The sequence below is a fragment of the Variovorax sp. CCNWLW235 genome (assembly GCF_037204085.1).
In the GTDB taxonomy this organism is placed as follows: Bacteria; Pseudomonadota; Gammaproteobacteria; order Burkholderiales; family Burkholderiaceae_C; genus Variovorax.
Genome location: NZ_JBBCBW010000032.1, coordinates 1 through 26,296 on the forward strand (window position 1 = coordinate 1; position 26,296 = coordinate 26,296).

Annotated in this window: 25 protein-coding genes; 10 read left to right on the top strand and 15 right to left on the bottom strand. The window is 66.9% G+C overall.

Translation table 11 applies throughout. From position 1 onward, the window contains the following. Window positions 1–125: 125 nt before the first annotated feature. From V9L21_RS24380 to V9L21_RS24390, 3 genes are all read right to left on the bottom strand, one after another. Window positions 126–962, bottom strand: a complete 837-nt coding sequence (locus V9L21_RS24380) for an ABC transporter permease (protein ID WP_337315368.1) — start codon at window positions 960–962, stop codon at window positions 126–128. Window positions 963–965: 3 nt separating this feature from the next. Next, window positions 966–1,913 (bottom strand): ATP-binding cassette domain-containing protein, encoded by a 948-nt coding sequence (locus tag V9L21_RS24385; protein WP_337315369.1) that lies wholly within the window; start codon window positions 1,911–1,913, stop codon window positions 966–968. Window positions 1,914–1,996: 83 nt separating this feature from the next. Beyond that, the gene (locus V9L21_RS24390) at window positions 1,997–2,887 is read right to left on the bottom strand and encodes a LysR family transcriptional regulator (protein WP_337315370.1); all 891 of its coding nucleotides are present in this window, start codon (window positions 2,885–2,887) and stop codon (window positions 1,997–1,999) included. A 110-nt stretch (window positions 2,888–2,997) separates the two neighbouring features. Here V9L21_RS24390 and V9L21_RS24395 point away from each other — a divergent pair, with 110 nt between their 5' ends. Both V9L21_RS24395 and V9L21_RS24400 read left to right on the top strand, forming a co-directional pair. Then, window positions 2,998–3,663, top strand: coding sequence for a glutathione S-transferase family protein (locus V9L21_RS24395; RefSeq protein ID WP_337315371.1), 666 nt, complete (start codon window positions 2,998–3,000; stop codon window positions 3,661–3,663). Then, window positions 3,660–4,619, top strand: a complete 960-nt coding sequence (locus V9L21_RS24400; protein ID WP_337315372.1) for a pyridoxamine 5'-phosphate oxidase family protein — start codon at window positions 3,660–3,662, stop codon at window positions 4,617–4,619. The genes V9L21_RS24395 and V9L21_RS24400 overlap by 4 nt, the downstream gene beginning before the upstream one ends. A 38-nt stretch (window positions 4,620–4,657) precedes the next feature. Here V9L21_RS24400 and V9L21_RS24405 read toward each other — a convergent pair whose 3' ends face one another. Further along, the gene (locus tag V9L21_RS24405; protein WP_337315373.1) at window positions 4,658–5,800 is read right to left on the bottom strand and encodes a cytochrome P450; all 1,143 of its coding nucleotides are present in this window, start codon (window positions 5,798–5,800) and stop codon (window positions 4,658–4,660) included. Window positions 5,801–5,910: 110 nt separating this feature from the next. On the opposite strand from V9L21_RS24405, the gene V9L21_RS24410 reads away from it, so the two are divergent. Continuing rightward, entirely contained in the window at window positions 5,911–6,624 is a 714-nt protein-coding gene (locus V9L21_RS24410; RefSeq protein WP_337315374.1) for an ArsR/SmtB family transcription factor, read from the top strand. 9 nt (window positions 6,625–6,633) lie between these two features. Here V9L21_RS24410 and V9L21_RS24415 read toward each other — a convergent pair whose 3' ends face one another. The 4 genes from V9L21_RS24415 to V9L21_RS24430 all read right to left on the bottom strand — a co-directional run bounded on the left by V9L21_RS24415 (window position 6,634) and on the right by V9L21_RS24430 (window position 11,249). Then, window positions 6,634–7,644, bottom strand: a complete 1,011-nt coding sequence (locus tag V9L21_RS24415; protein ID WP_337315375.1) for a Bug family tripartite tricarboxylate transporter substrate binding protein — start codon at window positions 7,642–7,644, stop codon at window positions 6,634–6,636. Window positions 7,645–7,743: 99 nt separating this feature from the next. Beyond that, window positions 7,744–9,261, bottom strand: coding sequence for an AMP nucleosidase (locus V9L21_RS24420; protein ID WP_126749886.1), 1,518 nt, complete (start codon window positions 9,259–9,261; stop codon window positions 7,744–7,746). Between the two features lie 31 nt (window positions 9,262–9,292). Next, window positions 9,293–10,192: a hypothetical protein gene (locus tag V9L21_RS24425; RefSeq protein ID WP_337315376.1), complete on the bottom strand. Its 900-nt coding sequence runs from the start codon at window positions 10,190–10,192 to the stop codon at window positions 9,293–9,295. 19 nt (window positions 10,193–10,211) lie between these two features. Then, a complete protein-coding gene (locus V9L21_RS24430) occupies window positions 10,212–11,249 on the bottom strand; it encodes a hypothetical protein (protein WP_337315377.1) in 1,038 nt (345 codons plus the stop codon). 116 nt (window positions 11,250–11,365) lie between these two features. Here V9L21_RS24430 and V9L21_RS24435 point away from each other — a divergent pair, with 116 nt between their 5' ends. After that, a complete protein-coding gene (locus V9L21_RS24435) occupies window positions 11,366–12,277 on the top strand; it encodes a ketopantoate reductase family protein (protein WP_337315378.1) in 912 nt (303 codons plus the stop codon). Here the strand turns inward: V9L21_RS24435 and gorA are convergent. After that, complete coding sequence (gorA, locus tag V9L21_RS24440) at window positions 12,274–13,632, bottom strand: glutathione-disulfide reductase (RefSeq protein WP_337315379.1); 1,359 nt, start codon at window positions 13,630–13,632, stop codon at window positions 12,274–12,276. The two genes, V9L21_RS24435 and gorA, sit on opposite strands and share 4 nt — an antisense overlap. Before the next feature lie 97 nt (window positions 13,633–13,729). After that, window positions 13,730–15,706, bottom strand: a complete 1,977-nt coding sequence (locus V9L21_RS24445; RefSeq protein ID WP_337315380.1) for a DUF6600 domain-containing protein — start codon at window positions 15,704–15,706, stop codon at window positions 13,730–13,732. Window positions 15,707–15,845: 139 nt separating this feature from the next. Between V9L21_RS24445 and V9L21_RS24450 the strand changes: the two genes are divergently transcribed. Beyond that, complete coding sequence (locus V9L21_RS24450) at window positions 15,846–17,897, top strand: PEP/pyruvate-binding domain-containing protein (protein ID WP_337315381.1); 2,052 nt, start codon at window positions 15,846–15,848, stop codon at window positions 17,895–17,897. 20 nt (window positions 17,898–17,917) lie between these two features. Here V9L21_RS24450 and V9L21_RS24455 read toward each other — a convergent pair whose 3' ends face one another. Beyond that, window positions 17,918–18,817, bottom strand: coding sequence for an MBL fold metallo-hydrolase (locus V9L21_RS24455; RefSeq protein ID WP_337315382.1), 900 nt, complete (start codon window positions 18,815–18,817; stop codon window positions 17,918–17,920). Between the two features lie 95 nt (window positions 18,818–18,912). Here V9L21_RS24455 and V9L21_RS24460 point away from each other — a divergent pair, with 95 nt between their 5' ends. From V9L21_RS24460 to V9L21_RS24470, 3 genes are read left to right on the top strand one after another with little or no spacing between them, the layout of a single operon-like run. Beyond that, entirely contained in the window at window positions 18,913–19,236 is a 324-nt protein-coding gene (locus V9L21_RS24460) for an ArsR/SmtB family transcription factor (protein WP_337315383.1), read from the top strand. 2 nt (window positions 19,237–19,238) lie between these two features. After that, entirely contained in the window at window positions 19,239–19,676 is a 438-nt protein-coding gene (locus tag V9L21_RS24465; RefSeq protein WP_337315384.1) for a YeeE/YedE family protein, read from the top strand. Window positions 19,677–19,690: 14 nt separating this feature from the next. Further along, window positions 19,691–20,107, top strand: coding sequence for a DUF6691 family protein (locus V9L21_RS24470; RefSeq protein WP_337315385.1), 417 nt, complete (start codon window positions 19,691–19,693; stop codon window positions 20,105–20,107). Between the two features lie 21 nt (window positions 20,108–20,128). Here the strand turns inward: V9L21_RS24470 and V9L21_RS24475 are convergent, their stop codons facing one another. From V9L21_RS24475 to V9L21_RS24485, 3 genes are all read right to left on the bottom strand, one after another. Then, window positions 20,129–22,096 (bottom strand): TRAP transporter large permease, encoded by a 1,968-nt coding sequence (locus V9L21_RS24475; protein ID WP_337315386.1) that lies wholly within the window; start codon window positions 22,094–22,096, stop codon window positions 20,129–20,131. Beyond that, window positions 22,093–22,713 (bottom strand): TRAP transporter small permease subunit, encoded by a 621-nt coding sequence (locus V9L21_RS24480; RefSeq protein ID WP_337315387.1) that lies wholly within the window; start codon window positions 22,711–22,713, stop codon window positions 22,093–22,095. The genes V9L21_RS24475 and V9L21_RS24480 overlap by 4 nt, the downstream gene beginning before the upstream one ends. 90 nt (window positions 22,714–22,803) lie before the next feature. Continuing rightward, window positions 22,804–23,919, bottom strand: coding sequence for a TRAP transporter substrate-binding protein (locus V9L21_RS24485; RefSeq protein WP_337315388.1), 1,116 nt, complete (start codon window positions 23,917–23,919; stop codon window positions 22,804–22,806). A 219-nt stretch (window positions 23,920–24,138) separates the two neighbouring features. Here V9L21_RS24485 and V9L21_RS24490 point away from each other — a divergent pair, with 219 nt between their 5' ends. Next, window positions 24,139–24,552: a rhodanese-like domain-containing protein gene (locus V9L21_RS24490; protein ID WP_337315389.1), complete on the top strand. Its 414-nt coding sequence runs from the start codon at window positions 24,139–24,141 to the stop codon at window positions 24,550–24,552. Window positions 24,553–24,917: 365 nt separating this feature from the next. Here the strand turns inward: V9L21_RS24490 and lysM are convergent, their stop codons facing one another. Beyond that, window positions 24,918–25,379 (bottom strand): peptidoglycan-binding protein LysM, encoded by a 462-nt coding sequence (gene lysM / locus V9L21_RS24495; RefSeq protein ID WP_337315390.1) that lies wholly within the window; start codon window positions 25,377–25,379, stop codon window positions 24,918–24,920. A 126-nt stretch (window positions 25,380–25,505) separates the two neighbouring features. Between lysM and V9L21_RS24500 the strand changes: the two genes are divergently transcribed. Then, a complete protein-coding gene (locus V9L21_RS24500; protein WP_337315391.1) occupies window positions 25,506–26,282 on the top strand; it encodes a type III pantothenate kinase in 777 nt (258 codons plus the stop codon). The last annotated feature ends 14 nt before the right edge of the window (window positions 26,283–26,296 follow it).

Sequence of the window (26,296 nt, forward strand, 5' to 3'; positions counted from 1 at the left end):
AATGTCGACATCCAATCCATCGTTGCACTTGGGATTTGAGACCGCCCTTACTTTCTTTTGGCGAAGCAAAAGAAAGTAAGTCCGCCGCCGGGCGGATATCCCGGCCTCGGAATCCAAAAAACCAACTAAGCCCGAAACCTCTTCCGAGTAAGCCCCAACGCCACCCAAAACGCAGCAACCGCATAAACAGTCAACACCAATGCATGCCGCCACCACTCAACAGGCCATTGATCCATAAAAAGAGGCCTAACCAAAGCCACAGCATTCGTCAACGGCAGCCAAGCCGCCACAGCCCTCACAGCAGAAGGCAACTGCTCCAACGGAAAGAACACCCCGCTCAAGAACATCATCGGCGTCATGAACAGCGTGAAGTAGTAAGTAAAAAAGTCGTACCCCTTCGCCAGCGCATTGAAGATCAGCGCAATGGACGAGAAGGTAATCCCCGCGCCCGCCAGCACCATCCACGCAACGATCAGCTTCGGACTGTGGCTGATGCCCAGCCCGAGCATCACGAACAAGATCGCGGTCACCGTGAAGATCGACTTGAACGCCGCCCACAGCATCTCGGCCAGCACGATGTCGTCGAGCCCGACAGGCGCGTTCATGATGCCGTCCCAGGTCTTCTGCACTTGCATGCGAGAAAAGGCGGAGTACAGCGCCTCGAAGCTCGCGGCGTTCATTGCGCTCATGCAGATCGAGCCGCTGGCCAGGAACAGGATGTACGGCACCTTCACGCCGTCCACCGACACCTGCCCCACCAGAGCTCCCATGCCATAGCCGAAGGCCACAAGCCAGATCAAGGGCTCGGCAATGTTGCCGATGAGGCTCGGTATCGCGAGCTTGCGCCACACGAGCAGGTTGCGCAAAAAAACCGGCCACCAGCGCAGCGAGAGCTCGGGCGCGCGCCATGCGGAACGGCCTGGGGGAGTGGCTGTCGTTGTTGTCGTCGTGGTGTTGTTCATCGGTTAGCCCTCCTCGCGAATCTGCCGGCCGGTGAGCTTGAGAAAAAGGTCTTCGAGGTTCGCCGGCCGATGAAAGGTGCGCAGCCGGCCATGCTGCGCCAGCGCATCGAGCAGGCGGCGCGCGTCCTGCGTGTAGAAGAACACGGTTTCGCCGCTCACCTCCACACGCGCTGCCAGCGCCTTGAGTTCGGGCGACTCGGCCAGCGATAGCGCGCCGTTGCCATACACCTCGACCACATCGGGCTCCAGGTGCTCGGCAATCAGGTCGCGCGGGCGCCCTTCGGCAATCTTGCGGCCATGGTCGAGCACCAGCAGGCGGGAGCACAAGCGCTCGGCCTCGTCCATGAAGTGTGTGGTCAGCAGGATCGACTTGCCCTGCTGCAGCAGCACCTGCAGCCGCTCCCACATCAGGTGGCGGGCCTGGGGGTCGAGCCCGGTGGTGGGCTCGTCGAGCAGCAGCAGCCTCGGGTCGTTCACCAGCGCGCGCGCGAGCGAAAGGCGGCGCCGCATGCCGCCAGAAAGCTCGCCGGGCTTTGCGTCCGCCTTGTGCGAAAGCGCCGCAAACTCCAGCAGCTGCGGCACGCGCTCGCGCACCTGCGCCTTGCTGAAACCGAAGTAGCGGCCGTACACCACCAGGTTCTCGGCGCAGCTGAAATCGGGGTCGAGCGTGTCGAACTGCGAGACCACGCCAAGCTGCGCCTTGATGGCCAGCGCGTCGCGCGGCATCTGCAGGCCCAGGGCCGAGATCTCGCCGCCATCGGGCGTTGTCAGGCCCAGGCACATGCGGATGGTGGTGGTCTTGCCCGCGCCGTTCGGGCCGATCACGCCAAGGCATTCGCCGGGCGCGATCTCGAACGACAGGTCGTCGACGACCGTGGTGCTGCCATAGCGCTTGAGGAGATGGCTGGCGTGGAAGAGGGGGGTGGAAGAGGAAGATTGCACGCCGGCCATTCTGGCCCAGGCACGCGAAACCTGCCGCCATCGCTTCATCCGATGGACAGCCCCGCCGAGTTCGGAGCAGCCGGCGCCGGGCCCTACATCCGCAAGCCGCTGAACTCGGTCTTCATCCAGTCGATGAAAGCCCGCGTGCGGGCCGGCAGCAGGCGCGCGCTCGGATAGATCACGCTCACCGGCCGCGGCGGCGGTTCGTAGTCTTCGAGCACCATCGCCAGTCGCCCTTGCGCCACGTACGGCAGCACCTGGTAAGAAAAGAAAGAGCCAAACCCCATGCCCGCGGCGCAGGCCTCCACAGCGGGCGCGAGGTGGTTGAATTCGAGCCGGTTGCTCAGCGTCACGTTCAGCGTCTTGCCGCCTTCATGGAACTGCCATTGCGGCGACGCGCCGATGCGGCCGCGGACGCACGGAGCGCCGGCAAGGTCGCGCGGATGCCGCGGCGTGCCGTGCTGCGCGAGAAAGCCGGGGCTCGCAGCCACCACGCGCCGGATGGTGCCGAGCGTCTGGGCCACCAGCGACGAATCCTCCAGCGGGCTGATGCGAATGCCGATGTCGATGTTCTCTTCCAGCAGGTTCACCGTGCGGTCGTACAGCAGCACGCTGCAGTGCACCTTGTCGTAGCGCTTCATGAAGCGCGTGATGGCGGGCGCCACGTACATGTGGCCGAAGAGCACGGGGGCGGTAATGGTGAGCTGGCCTGCGGGCTCGTGAGCCTCTGCCTTGAGCGCAAGGTCCGCCGCATCGGCTGCAAGCAGCACATCGCGCGCACTGGCCAGGTAATGGCGGCCCTCTTCGGTGAGCGACAGGCGACGCGTGGTGCGATGAAAGAGCCGCACGCCCAGGTGCGCCTCGAGTGCGGCCAGCGAGCGCACCACGGCGGGCAACGAGCTGCCCAGCGAGTCGGCGGCACGGGTGAGGCTGCCCTGCTCGGCAATCTCCACAAAGGTCTGCATGGCTTTGAAGCGGTCCATGGCGCGATTATTAAACCGAAAAATGCAGCAGTGAAATCCTGAAAAGGCTATTCATTCATTTATCGGATTAGAAAAGAATGCAGGCATCCCACGGCCACCGAGGAAATTCCATGAACGCAAGCACAGCCACCGCCCGCCTTCCCGCACAGCCCATCAAGCTCTATGGCACGCCGATCTCGGGCCACGTGCACCGCGTGCGGCTCTTTCTCTCGATGCTCGATCTCCCTGTCGAAGTCATCGATCTCGACCTTCGCCAGAAGGCCACGCGCACGCCGGAATTCCTCGCGCGCAATCCCTTCGGCCAGGTGCCGGTGATCGAAGACGGCGAGATCACACTGGCCGATTCGAATGCGATCCTGGTGTACCTGAACGAGCGATATGCGGCCGATCCGGCGCGCTGGATGCCGCGGGATCCGGTCGGCGCTGCGCGCGTGCAGCGCTGGTTCTCCGTGGCCGCCGGTCCGCTGGCGTATGGGCCGGCCGCGGCTCGCGTAATGGCGCTGTTCGGCCTGCCCGTGGACCCGGCCGAAACGGTGTCGCGCTCGCACTTGCTGCTGTCGGTCATGGAAACGCACCTGCAGCGCGAGGCTTTTCTCGCAGGCCCGTCGGCCACGCTGGCGGACCTTTCGAACTATGCCTATGTGGCGCATGCCCCCGAAGGCAGCGTGTCGCTCGAGCCGTATCCGCAGCTGCGCGGCTGGCTCGAACGCATCGAGGCGCTGCCCGGCTTCGTGCCCATGGTGCGTACGCCCATCGGGCTTGCGGCGGCCGCATGATCGCCGCGCCGTTCCACGCCGGCGAACGCGCGCTGCAAACGCTGGCGGGTTCGCGCGAGGTCATGGCCGCGGCCGGCTCGCGCGTGATACGCGACTTCATGCCGGACCAGCATCGCGACTTCTTCGCGCAACTGCCGTTCCTCGTCGTCGGCAGCATGGACGCGCAGCTGCAGCCCTGGGCCAGCGTGCTGGCGGCGCCGCCCGGCTTCGCGCATTCGCCGGATCCGACGCACTTGCGCATCGATGCGCTGCCTGCGGCGGACGACCCGCTGGCGGCCCAACTGGTGCAAGGGGCATCGCTTGGCCTGCTCGGCATTCAGCCGCACACGCGGCGGCGCAATCGCATGAACGGCGAGGTCGAGGCAATCGATGCCGCGGGCTTCATGGTGGAGGTGCAGCAGAGCTTCGGCAATTGCCCCAAGTACATCCAGGCGCGCGAGCCATTGTTCGCAGTGGGCCAGGCGGCAGGGTCGGCGCAGCGGCTCGAAGGCTTGGACGATGCCGCGCGCGCACTCATCGCGCGTGCCGACACCTTCTTCATCGCCTCGGCGTTTCCGCGGCAAGCGGCGGACGGCGATGAGGCCGATCCGGCGGCGCATGGTGTCGACGTATCGCATCGCGGCGGGCTGCCGGGCTTCGTCCGAGTCGGTGAAGACGGCGTGCTCACCATGCCCGACTTCACCGGCAACCGCTTCTTCAATACGCTGGGCAACCTGTCGGTTCATCCGCGCGCGGGGCTGCTGTTCATCGACTTCGAAAACGGCGAGCTGCTGCACCTGACAGCCACCGCGGAGATCGTGTGGGACGGCCCCGAAGTGGCGGCATTCGAAGGCGCTGAACGATTGCTGCGCCTGCGTGTGGAGCAGGTGCTGCGGCGTCCGGGTGCGCTGCCGCTGCGGTGGGGCGGCGCGGAACTGTCGCCGCACCTGGCCCGCACAGGCCGCTGGGTGGGTTGACGCCATCCGTCACCGGCGGCTCGAAAGGGCCTCTGGGTTCAGTCGAAGACCGGAATGCGCGCGTTGGCCGAAGGCCTGTAGTGCCAGCCGTGCTCGTGCAGCGTGTCCAGGTCGGGCACGCGCGCAAGCAGCGCCTCGAGCCCGGCGGCCGCGAGCGTGCAGGCCAGTGCCTGGCCGGGGCAGGCGTGCACCCCGTGTCCGAAGCCGAACATGCGTCGCTGTGCGCGAACCGGCATGAAGCGGTCGGGCTCGGCATTGGCTGCCGGATCGCGATTGGCCGACGCCAGCACCAGCAGCACCGCATCGCCTGGTTCCAGCGGCACGCCCGCGATGGTGACCGGCTGCGCCACGAAGCGCCGTGTGTTCTGCACCGAAGGATCGTGCCGCGCTGTCTCCTCGACGATGGCGTGCAGCCCGTCGCGTGTGCGTGCGGTAGCGCGCAACTCGGGCTCTCGCAGCAGGGCGACAAGGCTGTTGCCCAAGAGGCCGGCCGTCGCGTCGCAGGTCTGCGACAGCAGCCCGACCAGGTTGGCGAGCAACGCGCGCGAAAGCGGAGCGCCGACCGCACTGTCCGCAAGCACGGCCGCAAGCAGCGTGCCGTGCCTTGGCGGCGTGCCCGCGGCCAAGGCCTCGAAGCGCGTCATCAGCGCGCCGGCTGCGCTGCTGGCGCGCTGCAATTGCGCCTCGGTCGACAGCGGCGAGAGGCACGCGACAAAGTCACGCATCCACAGCTCGACCTGCGGCAACGCCTCGGGCGCAAAGCCGAGCAGGTGGGCGACCGCCTGGATGGGCATGGCAAACAAGGTGTCCGACAGCGATTGCTCCGGCACTTGCCGAGCGACCTGCAGCGCCGCGGCATGCGCAGCGCCAAGATCCAGCCCGGCCAGCGCGCGCTGCAATGCCGGCTTGTGTGCGGCATGCGCCGGACCGTCGTTCATCCGCACCAGGTGGCCGAACACCTCACCCGCCAGGCCGCCGGCAATCACGCGTGGCACAGGTTCTGCAACCGGGCGCACCCGCAAGGCGCCCGGTGCCATCAGCAGCGCCTCGATGACATCGGCACGGCTCGCAACCCATAGGCGGAGGCTTTCGTTCCATGCGAGCGGCGGCCCGGCACGCAGGGTTTCGTAGAAGGGATAGGGATCGGCATGCGTGACGGCCGCCACCGGGTCGGCGGGCATGGCTGGGAGAGAAAGGCTTGGATTCATGCCGCGCAGTGTGCAGTTGCAGTCGACGGCACACTTCGCCCGCGAACGAAGTGTCGGTTGCACAGGCGTCTTACGATAAAGGGATGAGCACTACTTCATCGCCGCGCGGGTCCGTGTCCGGAAACGCGGATGTCCAACTCGCCCGCCTGGCCGGCGCCATTGCAGAGCCGGCGCGCGCGCGCATGCTCAGCTGCCTGATGGACGGCCATGCGCGCACCGCGACCGAGTTGGCCTCGGTCGCCGAAGTGGCCGCATCCACGGCCAGCGCGCACTTGGCGCGGCTGAAGGACGAGCGGCTGGTCGAACTGCTGGTGCAAGGCAAGCACCGCTACTTTCGCCTGGCCGACGACAACGTGGCCGCGGCACTCGAAAGCCTCATGGTCGTGGCGGGCACACCGCGCGCCGCGGCGTTCGAGCCAAGCACGCCGAGCCGGCTGCGCACCGCGCGCACCTGCTACGACCACATGGCCGGTACGGCCGGCGTTGCATTGCACGACCGGTTGCATGCGCAGGGCTGGCTCAGCGGGCTGCAGAGCGGTTCGTACGAACTCACGCCCGAAGGCGCGGTGGCGCTGGAGAGCCTGGGTGTCGAGATCGATGCCGTGCGCCGCTTGCGCCGGCGCTTTGCCTGCGCCTGCCTCGACTGGAGCGAGCGCCGCCCGCACCTGGGCGGTGCGCTTGGCGCGGCGTGGCTTCAGCTGTCGCTGCGGCGTGGCTGGGTGCGCCAGGCACTCGACAGCCGCGAGCTGGCGCTCACGCCCAAGGCGCTGCGCGAACTGCCGGAGCTCTTTGCCTGAAGCGTGGCCTCAGGCCTTCAGCTTGAGCAAATAGATCATCGGGCCAGCCATGGCCAGGTCCAGTTCGAGGAAGCTCTCGAAGTCCTTGCCGGCCATCCAATACGAATCCCAGTTGTTGCGCTTGATGGTCTTGTTCCAGACATCGGCAGTGGTGGCACGGTGCACGGCTTCGAGCAGCACGGCCTTCCGGTCGTTGGGCACCTTCTTGCCGGTGAGCACGCCGCGCCAGTTGGCCAGGTCGGCGTCCACGCCCTGCTCGCGCACCGACGGAATGCCGAGGAAGGGCCGCTTCGACGACACGCCGATGGCGCGCAGCTTGCCGCTCGAGAGGCCCTCGCTGAATTCGCTGAAGCCCGAAATGCCCGCCACCGCCTTGCCGGTGACGAGTGCCTCGACCACTTGCGCGCCGCCCGGGTACGGCTGGTAGACCAGCCCCGCGGTGTTGCCGGCCACGCGCGCCAGCATGCCGGCGTACATGTGGTCGACGCCGCCCGCCGAACCGCCGGCGATGATGGTCTTGGCCGCATCGGCGCGCAGTTGTGCGATCAGGTCCTTGGGCGTCTTGATGGGCGAATCGGCCTTGACCGCCACCACTTCGTAGTCGCTGGTGAGGCGCGCGACGGGCGCAACCTGCGCCATGGTGACGGGCGGCTTTTGCAGCGCCACCGCGCCGACCATGACCATGCCGCTCATCAGCAGGGTGTCGGGGTCGGCATCGTATTTCTCGACGTACTTGGCCAGCCCGATGGTGCCGCCCTTGCCGCCGATGTTTTCATAAACCACTTCGCCCGCCGCGCCCGAGGCGAGCAGTGCGGCACCGAGCGCGCGGCCGGTCTGGTCCCAGCCGCCGCCTTCGTTGGCCGGAATGACGATGCGCAGCTTGGAAATGAGCTGCGGCTCGGCGGCGCCCGCCGGGCGGGACCACAGCGCGGCGTGGCCGGCACCCGCGACCGCGGCTGCGCTCGCCATCCATGCATTGAAGTTGCGGCGAGAAAGGCTCGCGGGCGACGAACTAGGCATTTCGTTTCCATTTGTTGGCAGAAGTAACCAATGATGTCCGCGAAATGAGTCTGTCACCTACCTGTCGAAGTAGGTAAAAACCCTAATGAGTGTTAAATATTACTGAAAAGCGACCTCGGCGAAGCTTCGGAGCTTGCGGCTGTGCAGCCGGGTCGACCCCTGTTCGCGAAGGATGTCGATGGCCCGCATGCCAATGCGAAGGTGCTGCTCCACCCGCTCGCGGTAGAAGTGGTTGGCCATGCCCGGCAGCTTGATCTCGCCGTGCAGCGGTTTGTCGCTCACGCACAACAAAGTGCCGTAGGGCACCCGAAAACGGAAGCCGTTGGCGGCGATGGTGGCGCTTTCCATGTCCAGCGCCACCGCACGGCTCTGGCTGAAGCGGCGCTGCGGCTGATTGCCCGGCAGCAGCTCCCAGTTGCGGTTGTCGGTGCTCGCCACCGTGCCGGTGCGCATGATCTTCTTCAGGTCGGGACCGGTATAGCGCGTGACGTCGGCCACCGCTTTTTCCAGCGCGAGCTGGATTTCGGACAGCGCCGGAATCGGCACCCACAGCGGCAGCTCTTCGTCGAGCACGTGGTCCTCGCGCACGTAGGCGTGGGCCAGCACGTAGTCGCCGAGCTGCTGCGCATTGCGCAGGCCCGCGCAGTGGCCCAACATCATCCAGGCGTGGGGACGCAGCACGGCAATATGGTCGGTAATGGTCTTGGCATTGGCCGGCCCCACGCCGATGTTCACCATGCTGATGCCGCTGCAGTCCTCGCGCACCAGGTGGTAGGCCGGCATTTGCGGCAGGCGGGGGGGCGCGGTGCCCTGGCTGCCGTCGAGCAGGGCGCCAAAGTTGGTGCTCGCACCCGCGGGCAAGCCGCGGCGGCGCGTGATCACATTGCCGGGCTCGATGAAAGCGATGTACTCGCTCTTCTCGTCGGCCATGGCTTCATGGCCCAGCCGCACGAACTCGTCGATGTAGAACTGGTAGTTGGTGAACAGCACGAAATTCTGGAACCACTCGGGCGCCGTGCCGGTGTAGTGCCGCAGGCGGTGCAGCGAGTAGTCCACCCGCGCCGCCGTGAAGAGCGACAGCGGCTGCGCCTCGCCGGCCTGCGCTTCGTAGGTGCCGTTGGCAATGCCGTCGTCCATCACGCCCAAGTCGGGCAGATCGAACACGTCGCGCATCAGGGCGCGCCGCTCGTCGCTCATCGTGCCTTCGATGTGGTCGTTCTCGGCAAAAGAGAAATGGATCGGGATCGGCTGCGTGCTGGTGCCGACTTCGATCTCGACCTGGTGGTTTTCGAGCAGCAGCCGGAACTGGTCGAGGTAGTAGCGCGAAAAAAGGTCGGGCCGCGTCAGCGTGGTCTCGTAGCGGCCCGGCCCCGCGACAAAGCCGTAGCTCAGGCCGGCATTGGCCGGCGGCGTGTGGCGCGACACCGTGTGCGTGTGCACCCGCACAAAGGGGTAGCAGGCGCGCACGCGGCCGGGCAATGCCTCGCCGGCGACAAAGCGCAGCATCGATTCCCTCAGGTGCGCAAGGCCGCCCTGGTAGATGGACTTGACCTGGTCCAGCGCCGCGGTGGCGTCGTTGAAGCGGGCGGGAGCGACGAAAGTGGGCATGTGGGGCATGACGGCATTGTGCAATGCCTGTGCCGCCGCATCAGTTGATGTCGCCTCGCAGGTATTCGCGCAGCAACGAGCCCGCCATGGCCGGCTCGCGCTGCAATATCAGCTGCATCTTGCGCAGCACCATGTCGCAATACGTGGCCGGATGCGCTTCCCGCCACTGGATGTCCTTGGTGCGGGCGGCATCGTCGCCGAACTCACCTTTCATCTGCTCCATCACCAGCCGGTATTCGGTCTGGAGGGCTTGCAGTTCGATGCGCGGGTCTTTGCGGGTACCGTCGTTGCGCATGCCTGCCGATGCGGAGGCATAGATGTCCGCCACGGCCTTCATGAAGGCGGCGTTGCTCGCCTCGCTCAGCACCGGTTCCGAAAGCGGGTGCGGCGCGCCCGCAATCGGGTGCAGCGTGCGAACGCACTTCTGCGCGTCGGCCATCTTCATCTGCTGCAGCACGTCGCCCATGAGGTGAGCCCACATCAGGGCCGTGGCTTGGTCGGCAAAGCCCAACCGCTCGCGAACCAGCCCCGCGAACAAGGGGCGGATGCGCACGAAGGCGTCCGCGACGCTCGCTCCGCTTGCGACTTCCTTGGCCAGCGCCGCCTGCACCTTGACCGTATCGCTCGGTGAGTATTTTTCGATCGCTTCGTATGCGACGTTTGCGTGCAGCTGTTCCTGGAGTTTGATCTCGGGGTTGATGCGTGACTGCACCGATGGCAGCCGGGTGATGCCCCAGGTCGCCGCCGCGAAGATGGCGAGGAACAAAAGAAATTGCCGCACCAGGCTGCCGTCCTCGGGCGCCTGATTGCGGTTGGAGACGCCCACCACAACGCCGGCAATCACTGCGCACACGGGCAACAGCATCAGCACGACGGCGTAGCTCAGCCACAGGCTCGCCTGCTGGCCGGGAGGAATTGCGAACATGCTGCTGCCGTTCATCGTCGGTCTCCGGTTTTCTTCACGATGCCTTGGCGCCAAGCAGGCCCACGCGCCAGCCGGCATCGCGGAGCAACCGGTTGGTCCTGGCGCTCAGGTAGAGCAGGGCGATCAGGTTCACCAGCGGAACGAAGGCCAACACCATGAACATGATCTTCCCCGAGGGGCCCTGGCCCAGCCCCGAGCAGATGCGCAGGATGCCGAACAGGCTCACCGCCGCCACCGCGATGTACAGCGCCGAGCCGATCAACGGCGGAATCGATCCCCCGCGCGCGGCGGCCGAAAGCACGAAATTCGCGATCAGGCAGTAGATGAGCATCTTCTGGCCGCCGGCGACGAGCGCGAGAGACTCTTCCTGTTCGTCGTAGAGGTTGTTGTCGGCTTCGAGGGAAGGCTGGCGGTTGGACGATCTGTCGGGCGGCCTGTACGGGCTGCCGGCCGTGGCAGTGGGCGCGGTCGCCGGCGCGGCTGCGGGCAGGGCGCCCAAGACTTCCCAGCCGCCCGCGCCGAAGATATACAGAAAGCTCGACACCCGGTGCTCGCCCGCCGCGTCGTGCAGGCGAGAGGCCATGCGCGCGAGTTCTTCTGTCGCGGCGCTGTCGCCGGCATCCGCGAAGAACAGGCTGCCACGCCGCGGGATGGCTGCGACCACGCCCCTGGGAAAAGCCTGCAACTGGGTGCGCCAGAAGCCCCGGTCCAGCAGGTAGCTGGCGTCGGTGTCGGCATCGCCCCGGCCGGTGAACTGATAAACGCCCAAGCCGAACAACCCGTGCTTGGGCGCGCCGCGCGCCCGGCGCGTGTTTACGGTGACCTGCGTCATCGCAAGCTGGGGCGTCAGGCCCAGGCGTTCCAGGTCGGCCTGCTTGGCGACGGCATTGGTGCCGTCGGACGCGGTGAACATGAAGCGCAGCTGCATGTCGCCCAGGTAGTCGTAGACAGCCGGCGGGTTGTCGCCGTCGATGGCCGGCGCGCCGAGCTGCTCGGTTCGCGGCCCGCTCGCCTTGCCGCGCTGGAATGCGACCGACAGGTTTTCGCGCAGGCGAAGGGCGGAAACGCTCATGACAGGAACCTTGGAGACGAAGAGAGTGGGACAACTGCGGGTCGCGCATTGTGCCCGGACGCGAACCGACTAACCTCGGGCGATCTCCTCGAACGAACATCCCGAAAGGTGAAGCAATGAAGGTCGCAGTGATGGGCGCCGGCGCGGTCGGCTGCTACTACGGCGCGATGCTGGCGCGCGCGGGCCACGAAGTGGTGCTGATCGGGCGCCCGTCGCATGTGGAGGCCGTGCGCGCCAACGGGCTGCGGCTGGACACCAGGGCTTTCGATGAGAACGTAAGGCTCGATGCAAGCACCGAAGCCAGCGCGGTGCAGGGCGCCGGCCTGGTGCTGTTCTGCGTGAAGTCCACCGACACCGAGCTGGCCGCGGCGCAGATCGAGCCGCATCTTGCGGCCGATGCGCTGGTGCTCACGCTGCAGAACGGCGTCGACAACGACGAGCGCGTGCGCTCGGTGCTGCCGCGCCACGAGGTGGCAGCCGCCGTGGTCTACGTGGCCACCGAGATGGCGGGGCCGGGCCATGTGAAGCACCACGGCCGCGGCGAGCTGGTGATTGCGCCGTCGCGTGCCAGCGAACAGGTGGCGCAGCATCTTGCAGCCGCGGGTGTGCCGACGCAGATTTCCGGCAACGTGCGCGGCGCGCTCTGGGCCAAGCTGGTGTTGAACTGTGCGTACAACGCGCTCTCGGCCATCACCCAGCTGCCGTACGGCGAACTCGCAAAAGGCCAGGGCGTTGACGATGTCATTCGCGACGTGGTCGATGAATGCCTTGCCGTTGCCAAGGCCGAAGGCATCGTCATACCCGGAGACACCGGTGCCGCCGTGCGCGGCATCGTGCAGTCGATGCCCTCGCAATATTCATCGACCGCCCAGGACCTTGCGCGCGGCAAGCCGAGCGAAATCGACCACCTCAACGGCCTTGTGGTGCGGCGCGGCGAGGCGCTCGGCGTGCCCACGCCGGCGAATCGCGTACTGCTGGTGCTGGTGAAGCTTCTCGAAGGCAAGCAGCAGCAGAAGCCAGGGGTCTAGCCCGGCATCGGTTCGCGCATCGTCACGAACTCTTCGGCCGCCGTGGGATGGATGCCGACGGTGCTGTCGAAAAGCGCCTTGGTGGCGCCCGCGCGCATGGCCACCGCAAAGCCCTGCACAATTTCGCCCGCATCGGCGCCCACCATGTGCAGGCCGACCACGCGGTCGGTCGCCTTGTGCACCACCAGCTTCATGAAGGTGCGCTCGCTGCGGCCCGAAAGCGTGTGGCGCAGCGACTTGAACTCGCTCGAGAACACCGTCACCTCGCCGAACCTGGCGCGGGCGTCGATCTCGGTGTAGCCGCAGGTGCCGATGTTCGGGTGCGTGAAAACCGCGGTCGGAATGTATTCGTAGTCGAGCTTGCGCTTGCCCTGGCCGAACAAAGAATCGACCACCACCATGGCCTCGGCCAGCGCGACCGGCGTGAGGTGCACGCGGGTGGAAACGTCGCCCACCGCGTAGATCGACGGTACCGAGCTGCGGTAGTTCGCATCGACCGCGATCGCGCCGCGCTTGTCGAGCGCAACGCCCGCCGCCTCCAGGCCGAGCCCCTGGGTGTTGGGCACCCGGCCGGTGGCAAAGAGCACCGTGTCGGCCTCGACCTGCTGGCCGCGCGCCAGGGTGACGACCAGCCCACCCTGGCCACGCGCAATCGACGCCGCCTCTACGTTGAGCCGCACGTCGATGCCGGCCTTGCCCATTTCATGTGCGACGAACTGCCGCACGTCGTCGTCGAAGCCGGTGAGCAGGTGTGCGCGGCGATGCAGCTGCGTCACCTTGGCGCCCAGGCCGTTGAAGATGGATGCGAACTCGCAGGCGATGTAGCCGCCGCCCACCACCAGCAGGCGCTTGGGAAACGGGTCGAGATCGAACATCGCGTCCGAGGTGGCGACGTGCTCTCGCCCCGGAATCTCCGGCACGAAAGGCGTGCCGCCGGTGGCAACGAGCAGATGGCGCGCGGTGTGGCGCTGGCCGTCGATTTCCACCGTGTGGCCGTCGACCAACTGGGCCCAGCCCGTGATCAGCCTGACGCCCGAGTTTTTCAGCAGCGAGGCATACACGCCGTTGAGCCGCTCGATCTCCTTGGCGCGCTGGGCCTTGAGCTGGCCCCAGTCGAACTGCGGTACCTCGGGCAGCTTCCATCCGTAGCCCGCGGCTTCCTCGAACGATTCGGCATAGCCGGCGGCGTAGCTGTAGAGCTTTTTCGGAATGCAGCCCACGTTGACGCAGGTGCCGCCAAGGTCCGCCGCTTCGGCCAGGCCTACGCGCGCGCCGTGCTGCGCCGCCATGCGCGCTGCCCGTACGCCGCCGCTACCGCCGCCGATGACGAAAAGGTCGAAGTCGAATGTGCGCATGTGAAGGGTGCTCCTTGCCGGCGACTGTAGCCGCCGGCGGGGAGTACCGGTTTTCGCGGGTCTTGCGCGGGGCGATGCGCCGTCGCGCGCCCGGCGTTCAAGGCTGCTGCGTATCCGGGGAGCCCCTCAACCGGCGCCGTTCGTCGCTTCCGCCGCGCTGCCCGGGCGGAGGTTGGGGCTGCGCTTGCTGGGGCGGCGGCGCAAAGCCGCGTTGCTGCTGCATCGCGCGCACCTGTGCCTCCTGGGCCTGACGCATCGCGTTCTGTTGCGCCTGTTGCTGCGCCAGGGCCTGTTGCTGCATCTGCACGGCGCGCTGTTGCATCTCCTGCTGCTGGCGAATCATCTGCTGCTGGGCCAGCGCCTGCTGCGCGGCGCGTTGCTGCTGTTGCTGCACCTGCATCTGCTGGGCTTGTGCCTGGGCGGCGCGCTGCTGCAGTTCCTGCTGTTGCCGCTGTGCCTGTTGCTGCTGGAGTTGGAGCTGTTGTTGATGCTGCTGTTGCTGCCACTGGTTCTGGTTGGCGCGCTGCTGCCACTCCTGCTGCTGGCGCTGGCCCTGGCCCTGCTGCCGCTGCCACTCCATTTGCTGCTGCTGTTGTTGCTGTGCCGCCTGCTGTTGCGCCGCGCGCTGCTGCATGGCCTGGACGTTCTGTGCCTGCTGCATCTGCTGGACTTGCCGCGCCTGTTCATACTGGAACTCTTGCTGCTGCCGGGCTCGCAGCTGCGGCGGCGGCTGCATCGCGGCGGGCCGGCCGAAGCCGCCGCCAAAGCCGTGCATCGGAATGCCGGGGGCCGGCGCAACCGGCACGCGCGCAAAGCGGTCATCGGGCAAGCGCACCAGGTCGCGCCGGCCGAAAGGGCCACGGCCGAAGCGGTCGGCCGGCACCACGGTCACGGCGCCCGGCATCCGCTGGTTGGCATAGAAGTCGTTGCGCATCTCGGCCTGCCGGTTGCGGTAGGCGGCCATGCGGTTGACGCGATCGATGTAGCGAGGGCTCGCGCTGTAGGCGGGGCGCCATTGTTCGCCCGGTGCAAGCGGGAACCAGCCCACGCCGCTGCGGCCGTCGCCGATCTGCAAGGTGGCGTTCACGCCGCCGCTGCCGCCGCCCACAAAGCCGACCAGCGCGGGCGAATACACGGGCCGTGCGGTGGCCTGCCCCGGCACCCAGGCCCAGCGCGGACCCACGCGGGCCCAACGGCCGTAGTGGAAGGGCGCAAAGCCCCAGGGCGCGGCATCGACCCAGGTCAGGCCCCAGGGCGCGACGTTCACCCACTGGCCGTCGCGGTAGGGCGCCCAGTCGGCGTCCACGTTGCGCGGGAACCAGACGGCGCCGTAAGAGGGGTCGTTCTGCCAGTCGCCGTAGTTGTCGAGCTGCTGGTAGCCCACCACCTCGCGCGACACGTAGCGCGCGGAAACCGACTGGTCCTCGATGCGGTTGCGCTCGGCCACCCAGGCGTCGAAGCCGCCGTTCTGCGGCGGGAAGCTGTTCACCGCGGCAAGGTCGCGGCCGGACACGGTGAGTTGCTGCCGCGCGCCCAGTGTTTGCGATTGGCCGTTTTCGCCATGGAGCGTCGCGCGGCCAGAGGCCACGGCGACCCAGGTGGTGCCGGCGGACGGGTCGGCCGAAATGCGGTATTCGCCGGGCGCGTCGATCACCACCGCGAGGTTGCCGGTGTCGACCTCGACGCGCTGGCCCGAAAGATCGTCGCGCACGCGCAATTGCAGGTTGCCCTGGTTCGCGGTGATGCGCACGGTGTCGTCGTCGAGCTCGGAAAATTCGACATGCGTCTGCCCGTCCATCCGCAGTGCCGCCGAGCCGATGTGAACCTCGGCGCGCGCGTTGCGGTCGGTCCAGAGCCGGTCGCCGCTGGTGATGGGGCGGTTGGGCTGCGCGTCGTACCAGCTGTCTTCGCCGGCCGGCGCAAAGCTCACGGTGCCTTGCTGCAGGTTCAGTCGCGCCACACGGCCGGGTGGGTCTTGCTGCGCGCCGGCCGCCGCGCCAAGACACAGCAGCGCCAGGCCGAGCAGCCATCGGTGCAGCGGCCGGTGAAGAAGGGAAAAGGCGGGGCGGTTCATGGGTTTGTCTCTGGTTCGCGGGACCGGATGAAAGCGATGCACATGTAACGCGCGAGAATCCGCTGCCGCTGTCAGCGCATGTCCCCTGCTTGGTGAAGCGCACGCACATTCGGCAACCGCTTGTAATGAGGGACTCAGCATGAAAAACGACAACAACCCAGGTGCATCGGGCAAAGTGCGCTACCGGAACCATAGCAAATCCTGCGGAATGGCGGCGCTCGCCCTCGGTGCGGCGATCTTCATTGCGGCGCCGGGTGCCGACGCCCAGCTGGCACGCAAGCCGTCTTACTACCAGCAGCAGAACAGTAGCGCGGGTCCCGCGGCCGCCCGCCCCGCAGCGCCCGCGTCGCTGCCCATGCTTCGCAGCCGGGGCGATTTCGACGCCCTGGCGCGCGTCTACGACGCCGGCACGCCGATGCAGCTGGCCCACGTGCTTTTCGCCGTCGACCGCCGGGCCAAACCGGTGCGCACCTATTACATCGACACGCCGCGCTTCCAGCTGCATGTTCGCTTCGTGCGCGACACCGGCCTTGCGCCCGGCGCGGGCAAGCGCGAGATCGACCGCAACTATCTTGTGCCGGACCGCCGCTTCCTGTTCGGCACGCTGAGCTGGCAGCAGAACATCGGCACCTTCACCTACGAATTCTGGGAGGGCGACCAGCTCACCCCCGCGCTGCTGCGCCAGGCCGATGCGCAGGTGAAGGCCAGCTTCTTCGCACCGGTCAAGTTCAAGACCAATTCGACGCTGCACGAGCGTGTCGCAAAGGAAACGGGCATCGACTTCGTCAGCCAGGAAGCGCTGATCCGCGAGCAGCCCTACATGCCGATGAACCTCGGCACGGCCACCGGCCGGGTGCGCATCGTCGACGAGGCTTCGGGCGCGAATGTGCTGAATGCGCTGCTGCCCGACGACATTGCCGTGCTGCGCCAGGTGCCGATCAGCCTGCCGCCCGTGGCCGGCGTGCTGACCGAGCGGCCCTCGACCGCGCTTTCGCACGTCAACCTGCTGGCCAAGGGCTGGGGCATTCCCAACGCCTATGTGCGCGACGCCGCGGCTGTGCTGCGCGAGCATGAAGGCCAATGGGTGGCACTGAAGGTCGCGGCCTCGGGCTACCAGCTGCGGCGCCTCACGCCCGAAGAGATTGCGGCGCTGCCGCCGCGCAATGTGCGCACCGCGGCCATCGGAGCGGTGCCCGGCGGCTCGAAATCCGCCAGGCCCGACCTGCGCGAAGCCCGCCTGCTGCCGCTTGCGAATCTTCGCGCGCGCAACAGCGCGCAGTGCGGCTCCAAGGCGGCGAATCTCGGCGCCGTGCTGGCCGCGCGCATTCCGCAGACCACGGTGCCCGACGGCTTTTGCATTCCGTTTGCGCACTACGACCGCTTCATGCGCGCCAATGACCTGGCCGGTCGCATCGTGCGCATGCAGCAGCAACCCGGCTTCGCGAGCGACCCGCAGGTCCGGCAGAAGGCGCTGGCACAGTTACGCGATGAGATCGTGCAGTGGCCGGTCGATGCGGCCACCGCGGCGGCGTGGCGTGCCGCCTGGCAGTCGCAGCTTGGGGGCGGCGGCGTGTTCGTGCGCAGTTCGTCCAATTCGGAAGACCTGCCCGGCTTCAGCGGCGCGGGGCTCTACAGCACGGTGCCCAACGTCAAGACAGGCGATGCGCTCGAGCTCGCGGTGAAGAAGGTGTGGGCCTCGGTGTTCAACCCCGAGGCGTGGGAGGCGCGCAGCGCCGCCGGCTTTGGCGCCGAGTCGGTGGTGATGGGGGTGTTCGTGCAGACCGCCATCGATTCGACCAACGCCGGCGTGATGATCACGCGCGACCCGTTCGACGCCGGGCATCCGCACATCACCTACATCTCGGCCAAGCGCGGCATCGGTATCCGCGTGGTCGAAGGCAAGCGCGTGGCGGAGCAGGTCATGTATTCGAGCTGGTCCAAGGCCATCCAGGTGCTCAGCCGCTCCGCCGAAGAGACTGCGCTGCAGCTGGACAAGGACGGCGGCGTGAAGGAAGTGCCCGTGGAAGTGGGCCGCCACGTGCTGACCGACGAACTGGTGGTGCGGCTCGCGAACGTGGGCGCGGCGGTGAAGCGCACCTTCAACGGGGTCGATCAGGACATCGAGTGGGCGACGGTGGGCGACAAGATCGTGCTGCTGCAGGCGCGGCCCTATGTGGAGCGGCGGCGCTGAGCTGGCTGCCGGCAACGTTGTCAGCCCGGCGTGGCGCGCGGGCGGTGGCCCGCCAGCGTGTTGAGTGGAATGCGCAGGTAAGCCACGCCGTTGTCGTCGGGCGGCGGCAGCCGGCCGCCGCGCACGTTGACCTGCATCGACGGCAGGATCAGCGTGGGTACTTCGAGCGTGGCATCGCGCGCAGAGCGCATGCGCACGAACTCGTCTTCGCCGATGCCGTCGCGCACGTGGATGTTGTGGGTGCGCTGCTGAGCCACCGTGCTCTGCCAGCGGGGCTCGCGCGTGGCGGGTGGGTAGTCGTGGCAGACGTACACGGTGGTCTCTGGCGGCAGCGCGAGCAGCCGGCGCATCGAGCGGTAGAGCTGGCGCGCGTCGCCACCCGGAAAGTCGGCGCGCGCGCTGCCCAGGTCGGGCATGAACAACGTGTCGCCGACGAAGACCGCATCCTGCACGAGGTACGCCATGTCGGCCGGCGTGTGGCCGGGCACGCGCAGGGCCTGCGCCTCGATCTCGCCGATGCGAAAGCGCTCGCCATCCTTGAAAAGGTGGTCGAACTGGCTGCCGTCGGGCAGGAAGTCGCGCTCCAGGTTGTAGAGGCTGCGGAAGGTCGCCTGCACGGTGCGAATGTGCTCGCCGATGGCGATGCGCCCGCCGGCCTGCGACTGCACATGGCGCGCGCCCGAGAGGTGGTCGGCGTGCGCATGGGTCTCCAGAATCCAGTCGACCTGCAAGGCTTGCGTGCGCACGTACGCCAGCAGGCGGTCGGCCGAGACGGTGTCGGTGTGGCCGGAGCGGAAGTCGTAGTCGAGCACCGGGTCGATGACGGCGGCGCGCTTGGTGGCGGGGTCCCAGACCACGTACGACACCGTGCCCGTCGCAGGGTCGAAGAACGCCTGGGTGATGGCGCGGGGCGTTGTCATGGGCATTCCTTTCGAGAGCAGGGGCGAAAGCTCGCTCAAGCGATATATATTATATGAATTGATATAATATAAATTATCGAACTGAAATTGTCTCCATGAAAGCTTCCACTCTCGTCATCGATCCCACGCAGTTGCGGGGCGCGGCCGGCCAAGCGGTTGCCGTGCTCAAGTTGCTGGCCAACGAAGACCGGCTGCTGCTGCTGTGCCAACTCTCGCAGGGCGAGATGTGCGTGAGCGACCTCGAAAGCGCACTGGGGATCCGCCAGCCCACCTTGTCGCAGCAACTGTCGGTGCTGCGCACCGAGGGCGTGGTGAATACACGCCGCGAAGGCAAGAACATCCACTACAGCGTGGCCGACCCTGCGCTGCTCGAGATCCTTGCGGTGCTGTACCGCCTCTACTGCCCGAAGGAGAACTGAAGATGTTCACCATCGACGAGCCTCACTTCACGCCCTGCGCCGCGCTGGCCGGCGGCGTGCTCATCGGACTTTCCGCCACGATGTTGGTGCTGCTCAACGGGCGCATCGCCGGCGTCAGCGGTGTGCTGGGGGGCTTGCTGCGCCCCATGAAGGGCGACGTGGTCTGGCGTGCGGCCTTCGTGCTCGGGCTGGTCGGCGCGCCGCTCGTGTATGGGCTGCTCACCGCGCTGCCCGCGGCGCAGATCGACGCAGGCTACGGCACGCTCGCACTGGCCGGCGTGCTGGTGGGCGTGGGCACGCGCTATGGCGCGGGCTGCACCAGCGGCCACGGCGTGTGCGGGCTCGCGCGCCGCTCGCCGCGCTCGTTGGCCGCCACGGTGGCCTTCATCGCCGCGGGGGTCGCCACGGTGTTCGTGATGCGCCACCTGCTTAATCTGTGAACCGGGAGGCTGGCATGTGGACCGCCCTTGCTTCTTTGCTCGCCGGCCTTGTCTTCGGGCTCGGCCTCATCGTCTCCGGCATGGCCAATCCGGCCAAGGTGCTGGGCTTTCTCGACCTGGGCGGGGCCTGGGACCCGTCGCTTGCCTTCGTGATGGCCGGCGCGGTGGCGGTGAGCACCGTCGGCTTCCTGCTGGCAGGCCGTCGCAAGGCGTCGTTGTTCGGTGGGCCGATCACGCTGGCCGGCGTGCGCCACATCGACCGCCGCCTGGTCGGCGGCAGCCTGCTGTTCGGCATCGGCTGGGGCATTGCGGGCTTCTGCCCCGGGCCTGCGCTGGTTTCGCTCGGCTCGGGCGAGGTCAAGGCGCTGGTCTTCGTGGGCGCCATGCTGTTGGGCATGGGCCTGTTCGAAGTGCTCGAGCGCCGCCGTTGAGCAGCGGCCCGCGCCGTCCGCTTACTTGTACAGCAGCTGCGGCAGCCAGAGCCCGATCTGCGGCCAGATGTACAGCAGCACGATGGCCAGCACCTGGATGCCCATGAAGGGCAGCATGCCCAGGAAGATCTGGTTCAGCGTCACGTGCGGCGGGCTCACGCCCTTCAGGTAGAACGCCGCCATGGCCACCGGTGGGCTCAGGAATGCCGTCTGCAGGTTCATGGCAACCAGCAGGCCGAAGAACAGCGGATCGACGCCGAAGTTGTCGAGCAGCGGAATGAAGATGGGCATGAAGATCACGATGATCTCGGTCCACTCCAGCGGCCAGCCCAGCAGGAAGATGATCACCTGGCTCAGCACAAGGAACTGCACCTTCGTGAGGTTCATGCCCAGCACCCACTCTTCCACCAGCGCCTGCCCGCCGAGCAGCGCGAACGCGGCAGAGAAAATGGCCGATCCCACGAAGAGCCAGCACACCATGGCCGAGGTCTTGGCCGTGAGGAACACCGATTCCTTCAGCACCGACAGGTTGAGCCGCCGGTAGGCCGCCGCCAGCAGCATGCCGCCGAGCGCACCCATGGCCGCCGCCTCGGTGGGCGTTGCCAGGCCCAGCACGATCGAGCCGAGCACCGACAGGATCAGCAGCACCAGCGGGAAGAACGAGGCCAGCAGCATCTTGAAGATCTCGAGCCGCGCGAAGCTCAGGAACAGGTAGAACAGCGTGACCATCGCGCCGAAGATGGCGAAGGTGACCCACCACCAGGTGGGCGCGGGGCGCACCGATGCGCCTTCTGCCGCGGGCGCGTCGGCGGCGGGCGGTTGCGCCGGCGCCGCCTGGGCCGGCGCGGCAGATTCGGCGGATGCGCCCGGCGGTTCCGCGAGCGGGCCGGAAGAGGGCGTGTCCTCCGACGGCGGCTCCTGCAGTCCGCCCTCGGCCGGTGGTTCCTGCAGGCCTCCGGTGGAAGGCGGCTCCTGCAACCCGCCTGTGCTTTCGCCTTGCGCCGGGTTGCCGCTGCGCGTGGCGCCGATCTCCTCGATCTCGTAGCGCGCCTGCGCCTCGATGGTGGTCACGGCCTTGTAGCTGAAGCCGGCGAGCAGCAGAAAGATCACGCCGGGCATGGCAACGATACCCAGCTGCCGCAGCACGTGCGAGAAAGGCACGTCCGCATTGCGCCGGCCTTTCAGCAAGCCGACCACCGCATGTGCGGCGGGGCTGTCCGCCAGCCGCTGCGAGAGCGGGGTGAGCGGCACGGCCCGTTCCGCCTGCGACAGCGGCGGCGCCCATTGCGGCTTGAGCCGCGCAATGATGATCACGTACAGCACATAGAGCGACGCGAGCATCAATCCGGGAAAGAAGGCGCCCGCATACAGCTGCACCACCGAGACGCCCGCCGTGGCGCCATAGACGATCAGCAGCACCGAAGGCGGAATCAGGATGCCCAGGCACCCGCCCGCGGTGATGGCACCCGCGGCCAGCGGCACGCTGTAGCCAGCGCGCAGCATGGCCGGCAGCGCCAGCAGGCCCATCAGCGTGACCACCGCGCCCACGATGCCGGTTGCGGTGGCAAAGATGGTGCAGGTGACCAGCGTGGCCACGGCCAGTGCGCCCGGCAGTCGCGCGAGCGCCAGGTGCAGGCTCTTGAAGAGCGACTCGATGAGGTTGGCGCGCTCCACCAGGTAGCCCATGAAGACGAACAGCGGCACCGCAATGAGCACGTCGTTGGCCATGGTCTTGTAGGCGGCTTGCACCATCAAATCGAGCGTGCGATGCCAGTCGCGGTCGTACGCCAGCCAGGTGAAGAGCATGCCCATGCCCATCAGCGTGAACGCGGTGGGAAAGCCCAGCATGATGGCCACCACCACCAGCGAGAGCATCAAAAGGCCCAGGTGGCCGTTGGTGATGGTGTCGGCGCTCACGAGCACCGCGCCCGCGCCGATCACGATCAGCGCCATGAACGAGAGGCCGAACCAGAGTTCGCGGCGGATCATCGTGCGGCCTCCTTGGAAACCACCACGCGGTCGAGTGCGGCAATGTCTTCGTCCTTGACGTTGACCATTTCCTTGAGCTTCTCGACGTCGACCTCTTCCACGTCCTGCTCGCGCGAAGGCCACGCGCCGTCGCGGATGCATTGCACGCAGCGGATGATCTCGACCACGCCCTGCAGCAGCAGCGTGAAGCCGGCGAGCGGAATGATGTACTTGAAGGGGTACAGCGGCAGCGGCTCGGCCGAAAAGGTCTGCTCGCGGATGGCGAACGATTCGCCCGCATAGACCCAGCCGGCCCAGGTGAGCGCGACGATGCCGGGCAGGAAGAAGATGATGTAGAGCACCAGGTCGACCAGCGCCTGCGTACGCGGCCGGAAGAAGCCGTAGAGCACGTCGCCGCGCACATGGCCGTTCTTGGAGAGCGTGTACGCGCCGGCCGTCATGAACATGGCGCCGTACAGCATGATCTGCGCGTCGAGCACCCAGGCATGCGGGTGGTTCAGCACATAGCGCGAAAACACCTCCCAGCTGATCAGCAGCGTGAGCAGCAGCGCGCACCATGCGAAGGTCTTGCCGATCCAAGTCGAGAAACGATCGACGGCCAACAGGAAAGATTGCATCGAAAAGAACTCCTCGCTGCGGCCGGCGCAGCATGGGCGGGCACGAAAAGAGGGCACCGCGCCGGGTGCCCTCGCATCACCGGATCGGCGTCAGGACTTCTTGGCCTTCGCGCCGAAGTAGTGGTTGTAGGCCATCTTGAAATCGACCGTGTAGTCGTTCTGCCACTGGCCGGCGCGTTCGGCAAAGGCCTTCTGCGAGTCGAGCACCTTCTGGAACATCGGGTTCTCGGCGGCCTTCTTGGCCACGGTCTTGTCCCATGAGGCCAGCTGCGCGCGCAAGATGGCATCGGGCGTCTTGTAGAACTTGATGCCGGCCTTCTTCAGCTCGATGTAGTCCTGCGAATTGCGCTGGATGGCCTTCCAGCTCATGTCGGCGCTGGAGGCCTGCACCGCATAGTCGATGATCGACTTGAGCTCGGCCGGCAGCGCCGCGAGCTTGCCCTTGTTGAAGAGAATCTCGAACTGCTCGCCCGACTGGTGAAAGCTCTGCAGCATGCAGTTCTTGGCCACGTCCGGGAAGCCCAGCACGCGGTCGCTCGATGCGTTGTTGAACTCGGCCGCATCGATCAGCCCGCGGTCCAGCGCCGGCACGATCTCTCCGCCCGGCAGCGGGTTCACGGCCGTGCCCATGTCGGTGAACACGTCGACTGCCAGCCCCACGGTGCGGAACTTCAGGCCCTTCATGTCTTCGACGCGTGCCACCGGCTTCTTGAACCAGCCCAGCGGCTGCGTGGGCATGGGACCGTAGAGATACGACACCACGTCCAGGTTCAGGCTCTTGTAGATTTCCTCGATCAGCGCCTTGCCGCCGCCGTAGTTGTGCCAGGCCAGCACCATGTTGGCGTCCATGCCGTAGCCGGGGCCCGACCCCCAGAGCGCGAGCGCCGAGTTCTTGCCGTACCAGTAGGCCACCACGCCATGGCCGCCGTCGAGCGTGCCCTTGGCAACGGCGTCGAGCAGCTGGAATGCGGGCACGACGGAGCCGGCCGGCAGCACTTCGATCTTCAGGCGGTTGCCCGCCATGTCATTGACCTTCTTGGCAAAGTCTTGCGCGTATTCATGGAAGATGTCCTTGGCCGGCCACGTGCTCTGGAAGCGCAGCGACGTGGTCTGCGCCATGCTGACCATCGGCGCCGACATGGCGCCCGCAGCCACGGCGGCGCCCTTGAGCAGGCTGCGGCGGCGGGGTGATTTGCTCTCTGTCATGTTGTCTCTCTCCATACAAGTTCTGACTGAAGAAACCCTGCCCGCCTTCTTGGCGCTATGTTCGGCAGGCCCATCCGCATCTTTGGCGCGCTGGAATATGCGACAAACAGGGTTTTCACGAACTGGTGAAAAATTCCATCATCCGGCGGGGCCGCAGGGGTAGCGTAAAGACGCGGCCCACTGCGTAGGTAGCCCCGTCCATCGAAAGGACTCAAAGACATGACTGAACCCGTTGGGGAAAAGGGCTATGCCGGCGACGTGACGCCCGAGCAGGCCGCACAGTGGATGGCAAGCGGCGAGGCCGTATTGGTAGACGTGCGCAGCGACGCCGAGCGTGAATGGGTCGGCTACGTACCCGGCGCCGTGCCGCTCGCCTGGAAGCAGTGGCCGGGCATGACGCTCAACCCGGCCTTCGACGGCGGCATCCGGGCCGCGGGCGAAGACGGCAACAAAAAGCTGGTGCTGCTGTGCCGCAGCGGCGTGCGCTCCATTGCCGCCGCCAGGCGCGCCACCGAACTGGGCCTGGAGGCGTACAACATCCTCGAGGGCTTCGAAGGCAATCCGGACGACAACGGGCACCGCGGCGTACTTGGGGGCTGGCGCAAGCGCGGGTTGCCTTGGAAGCAGAACTAGGGTCGGGGTTTGAGTCCGAGGGGCTAGTTCAGGGCGGCGCCCCCGCCGAGGGGGTACCTTTCTCCGCGAATGTCCCCCGGCCTGCGGCCTCCTCCTTTATTTCGCTGCGCAAGGCACCCCGCCAGCGGGTGCGTTGCACAGAGCAGTCGTTGATCAGCGTTGCACCAGCAGCGTGTCCAGGTGCACAGGGCATCGGGTGCTCCCCGCAGCGAAATAAAGGAGGAGGCGAAGCCGGGGGACATTCGCGGAGGGGAGTACCCGGTGGCCTTTGCACACGCCCTGAACAGCAGCGCCAAAAACAACAGCACAAAAAACAAAAGGCCCACCGTTCCCAGTGGGCCTTTTCATCGGCGAGCTGAATCAGGTCAAAGCGTCGGAATGCGCAGCTTCTGCCCCGGATAGATCTTGTCCGGATGGCTCAGCATCGGCTTGTTGGCTTCGAAGATCGCGTTGTACTTGTTGGCATCGCCGTAGTACTTCTTCGAAATGGCCGACAGCGTGTCGCCCTTCACCACGTCGTGGTACTGCGCTGGCGGTGCGGCCGGTGCGACCAGGTTGTTGTCCACGCTCGTCACATTGGCGACGTTGCCCGCGGCCAGCCCGGCTTTCTCGCTCGCTTCCTGCGACGGTGCCTGGCCGGCCAGCGTGACGACGCCAGTCGCGGCCGTGTAGGTCACTTCCAGGCCCGTGAGACCGAGATTTTGCGTCTCGATATAGGTCTTGATGGCAGCCGCGGCCTTGGTGTTCGCGTCCGGCTCGGCAGCCTGAGCCGATGAACCGCCGAACAGCTTTTCTCCTGCTTCCTTGATGAAACTCAGCAAACCCATGGGGTACTCCTTCTGCCGTGGTTATTGGGAATCGCGACTGTAACGGCGGCAAGTGACCGTGGCGCGTAGTCCCTTGCCGCAAGTGCAAGCGACGGTAAGCGACATAAAGTCGCAATAATCCCGCCCATGGCATCCCCCTTCCTCGCGATCGACATCGGCAACACCCGCCTCAAATGGGCTCTCTACGATGGCGCGCGTCCAGGGGCCACGCTCCAGGCGCACGGGGCCGAGTTTCTCGACCACATCGAACGGCTGGCCGAAGGCCCGTGGGCCGACCTGCCCGCGCCCGGCTCCATGCTCGGTTGCGTCGTAGCCGGCGATGCGGTGCGCCGTCGCGCCGAGGAGCAGATCGTCGAGCGCTTCGAGTGCGCGCCGCGCTGGGTCGTGGCGAGTGCGGCCGAGGCCGGCATCGTCAACGGCTACGACCATCCGACGCGGCTGGGCGCCGACCGCTGGGTGGCGATGATCGGCGCGCGCCACCGCATGCTGGGCACGGGGCCCGCGCGGCCGATGGTGGTGGTGATGATCGGCACGGCCGTCACGGTGGAGGCCATCGACGCCAGCGGCAAGTTCTTGGGCGGATTGATCCTGCCGGGCCACGGCATCATGCTGCGCGCGCTCGAATCGGGCACGGCCGGGCTGCACGTGCCCACGGGCGAGGTGCGCGAATTTCCCACCAACACCAGCGACGCGCTCACCAGCGGCGGCACCTATGCCATTGCGGGGGCGGTCGAGCGCATGGTGCAGCACGTGCGCTCGCACTGCGGCGCCGAGCCGGCCTGCTACATGACAGGCGGCGCGGGCTGGAAGATGGCGCCCGTGATGAACGGTGATTTTGAACTCGTCGAAAGCCTGATCATGGACGGCCTGCTTGTGATTGCCCGCGAGCGGGACGGCGGCTGAGCTTTTTCTAAAGA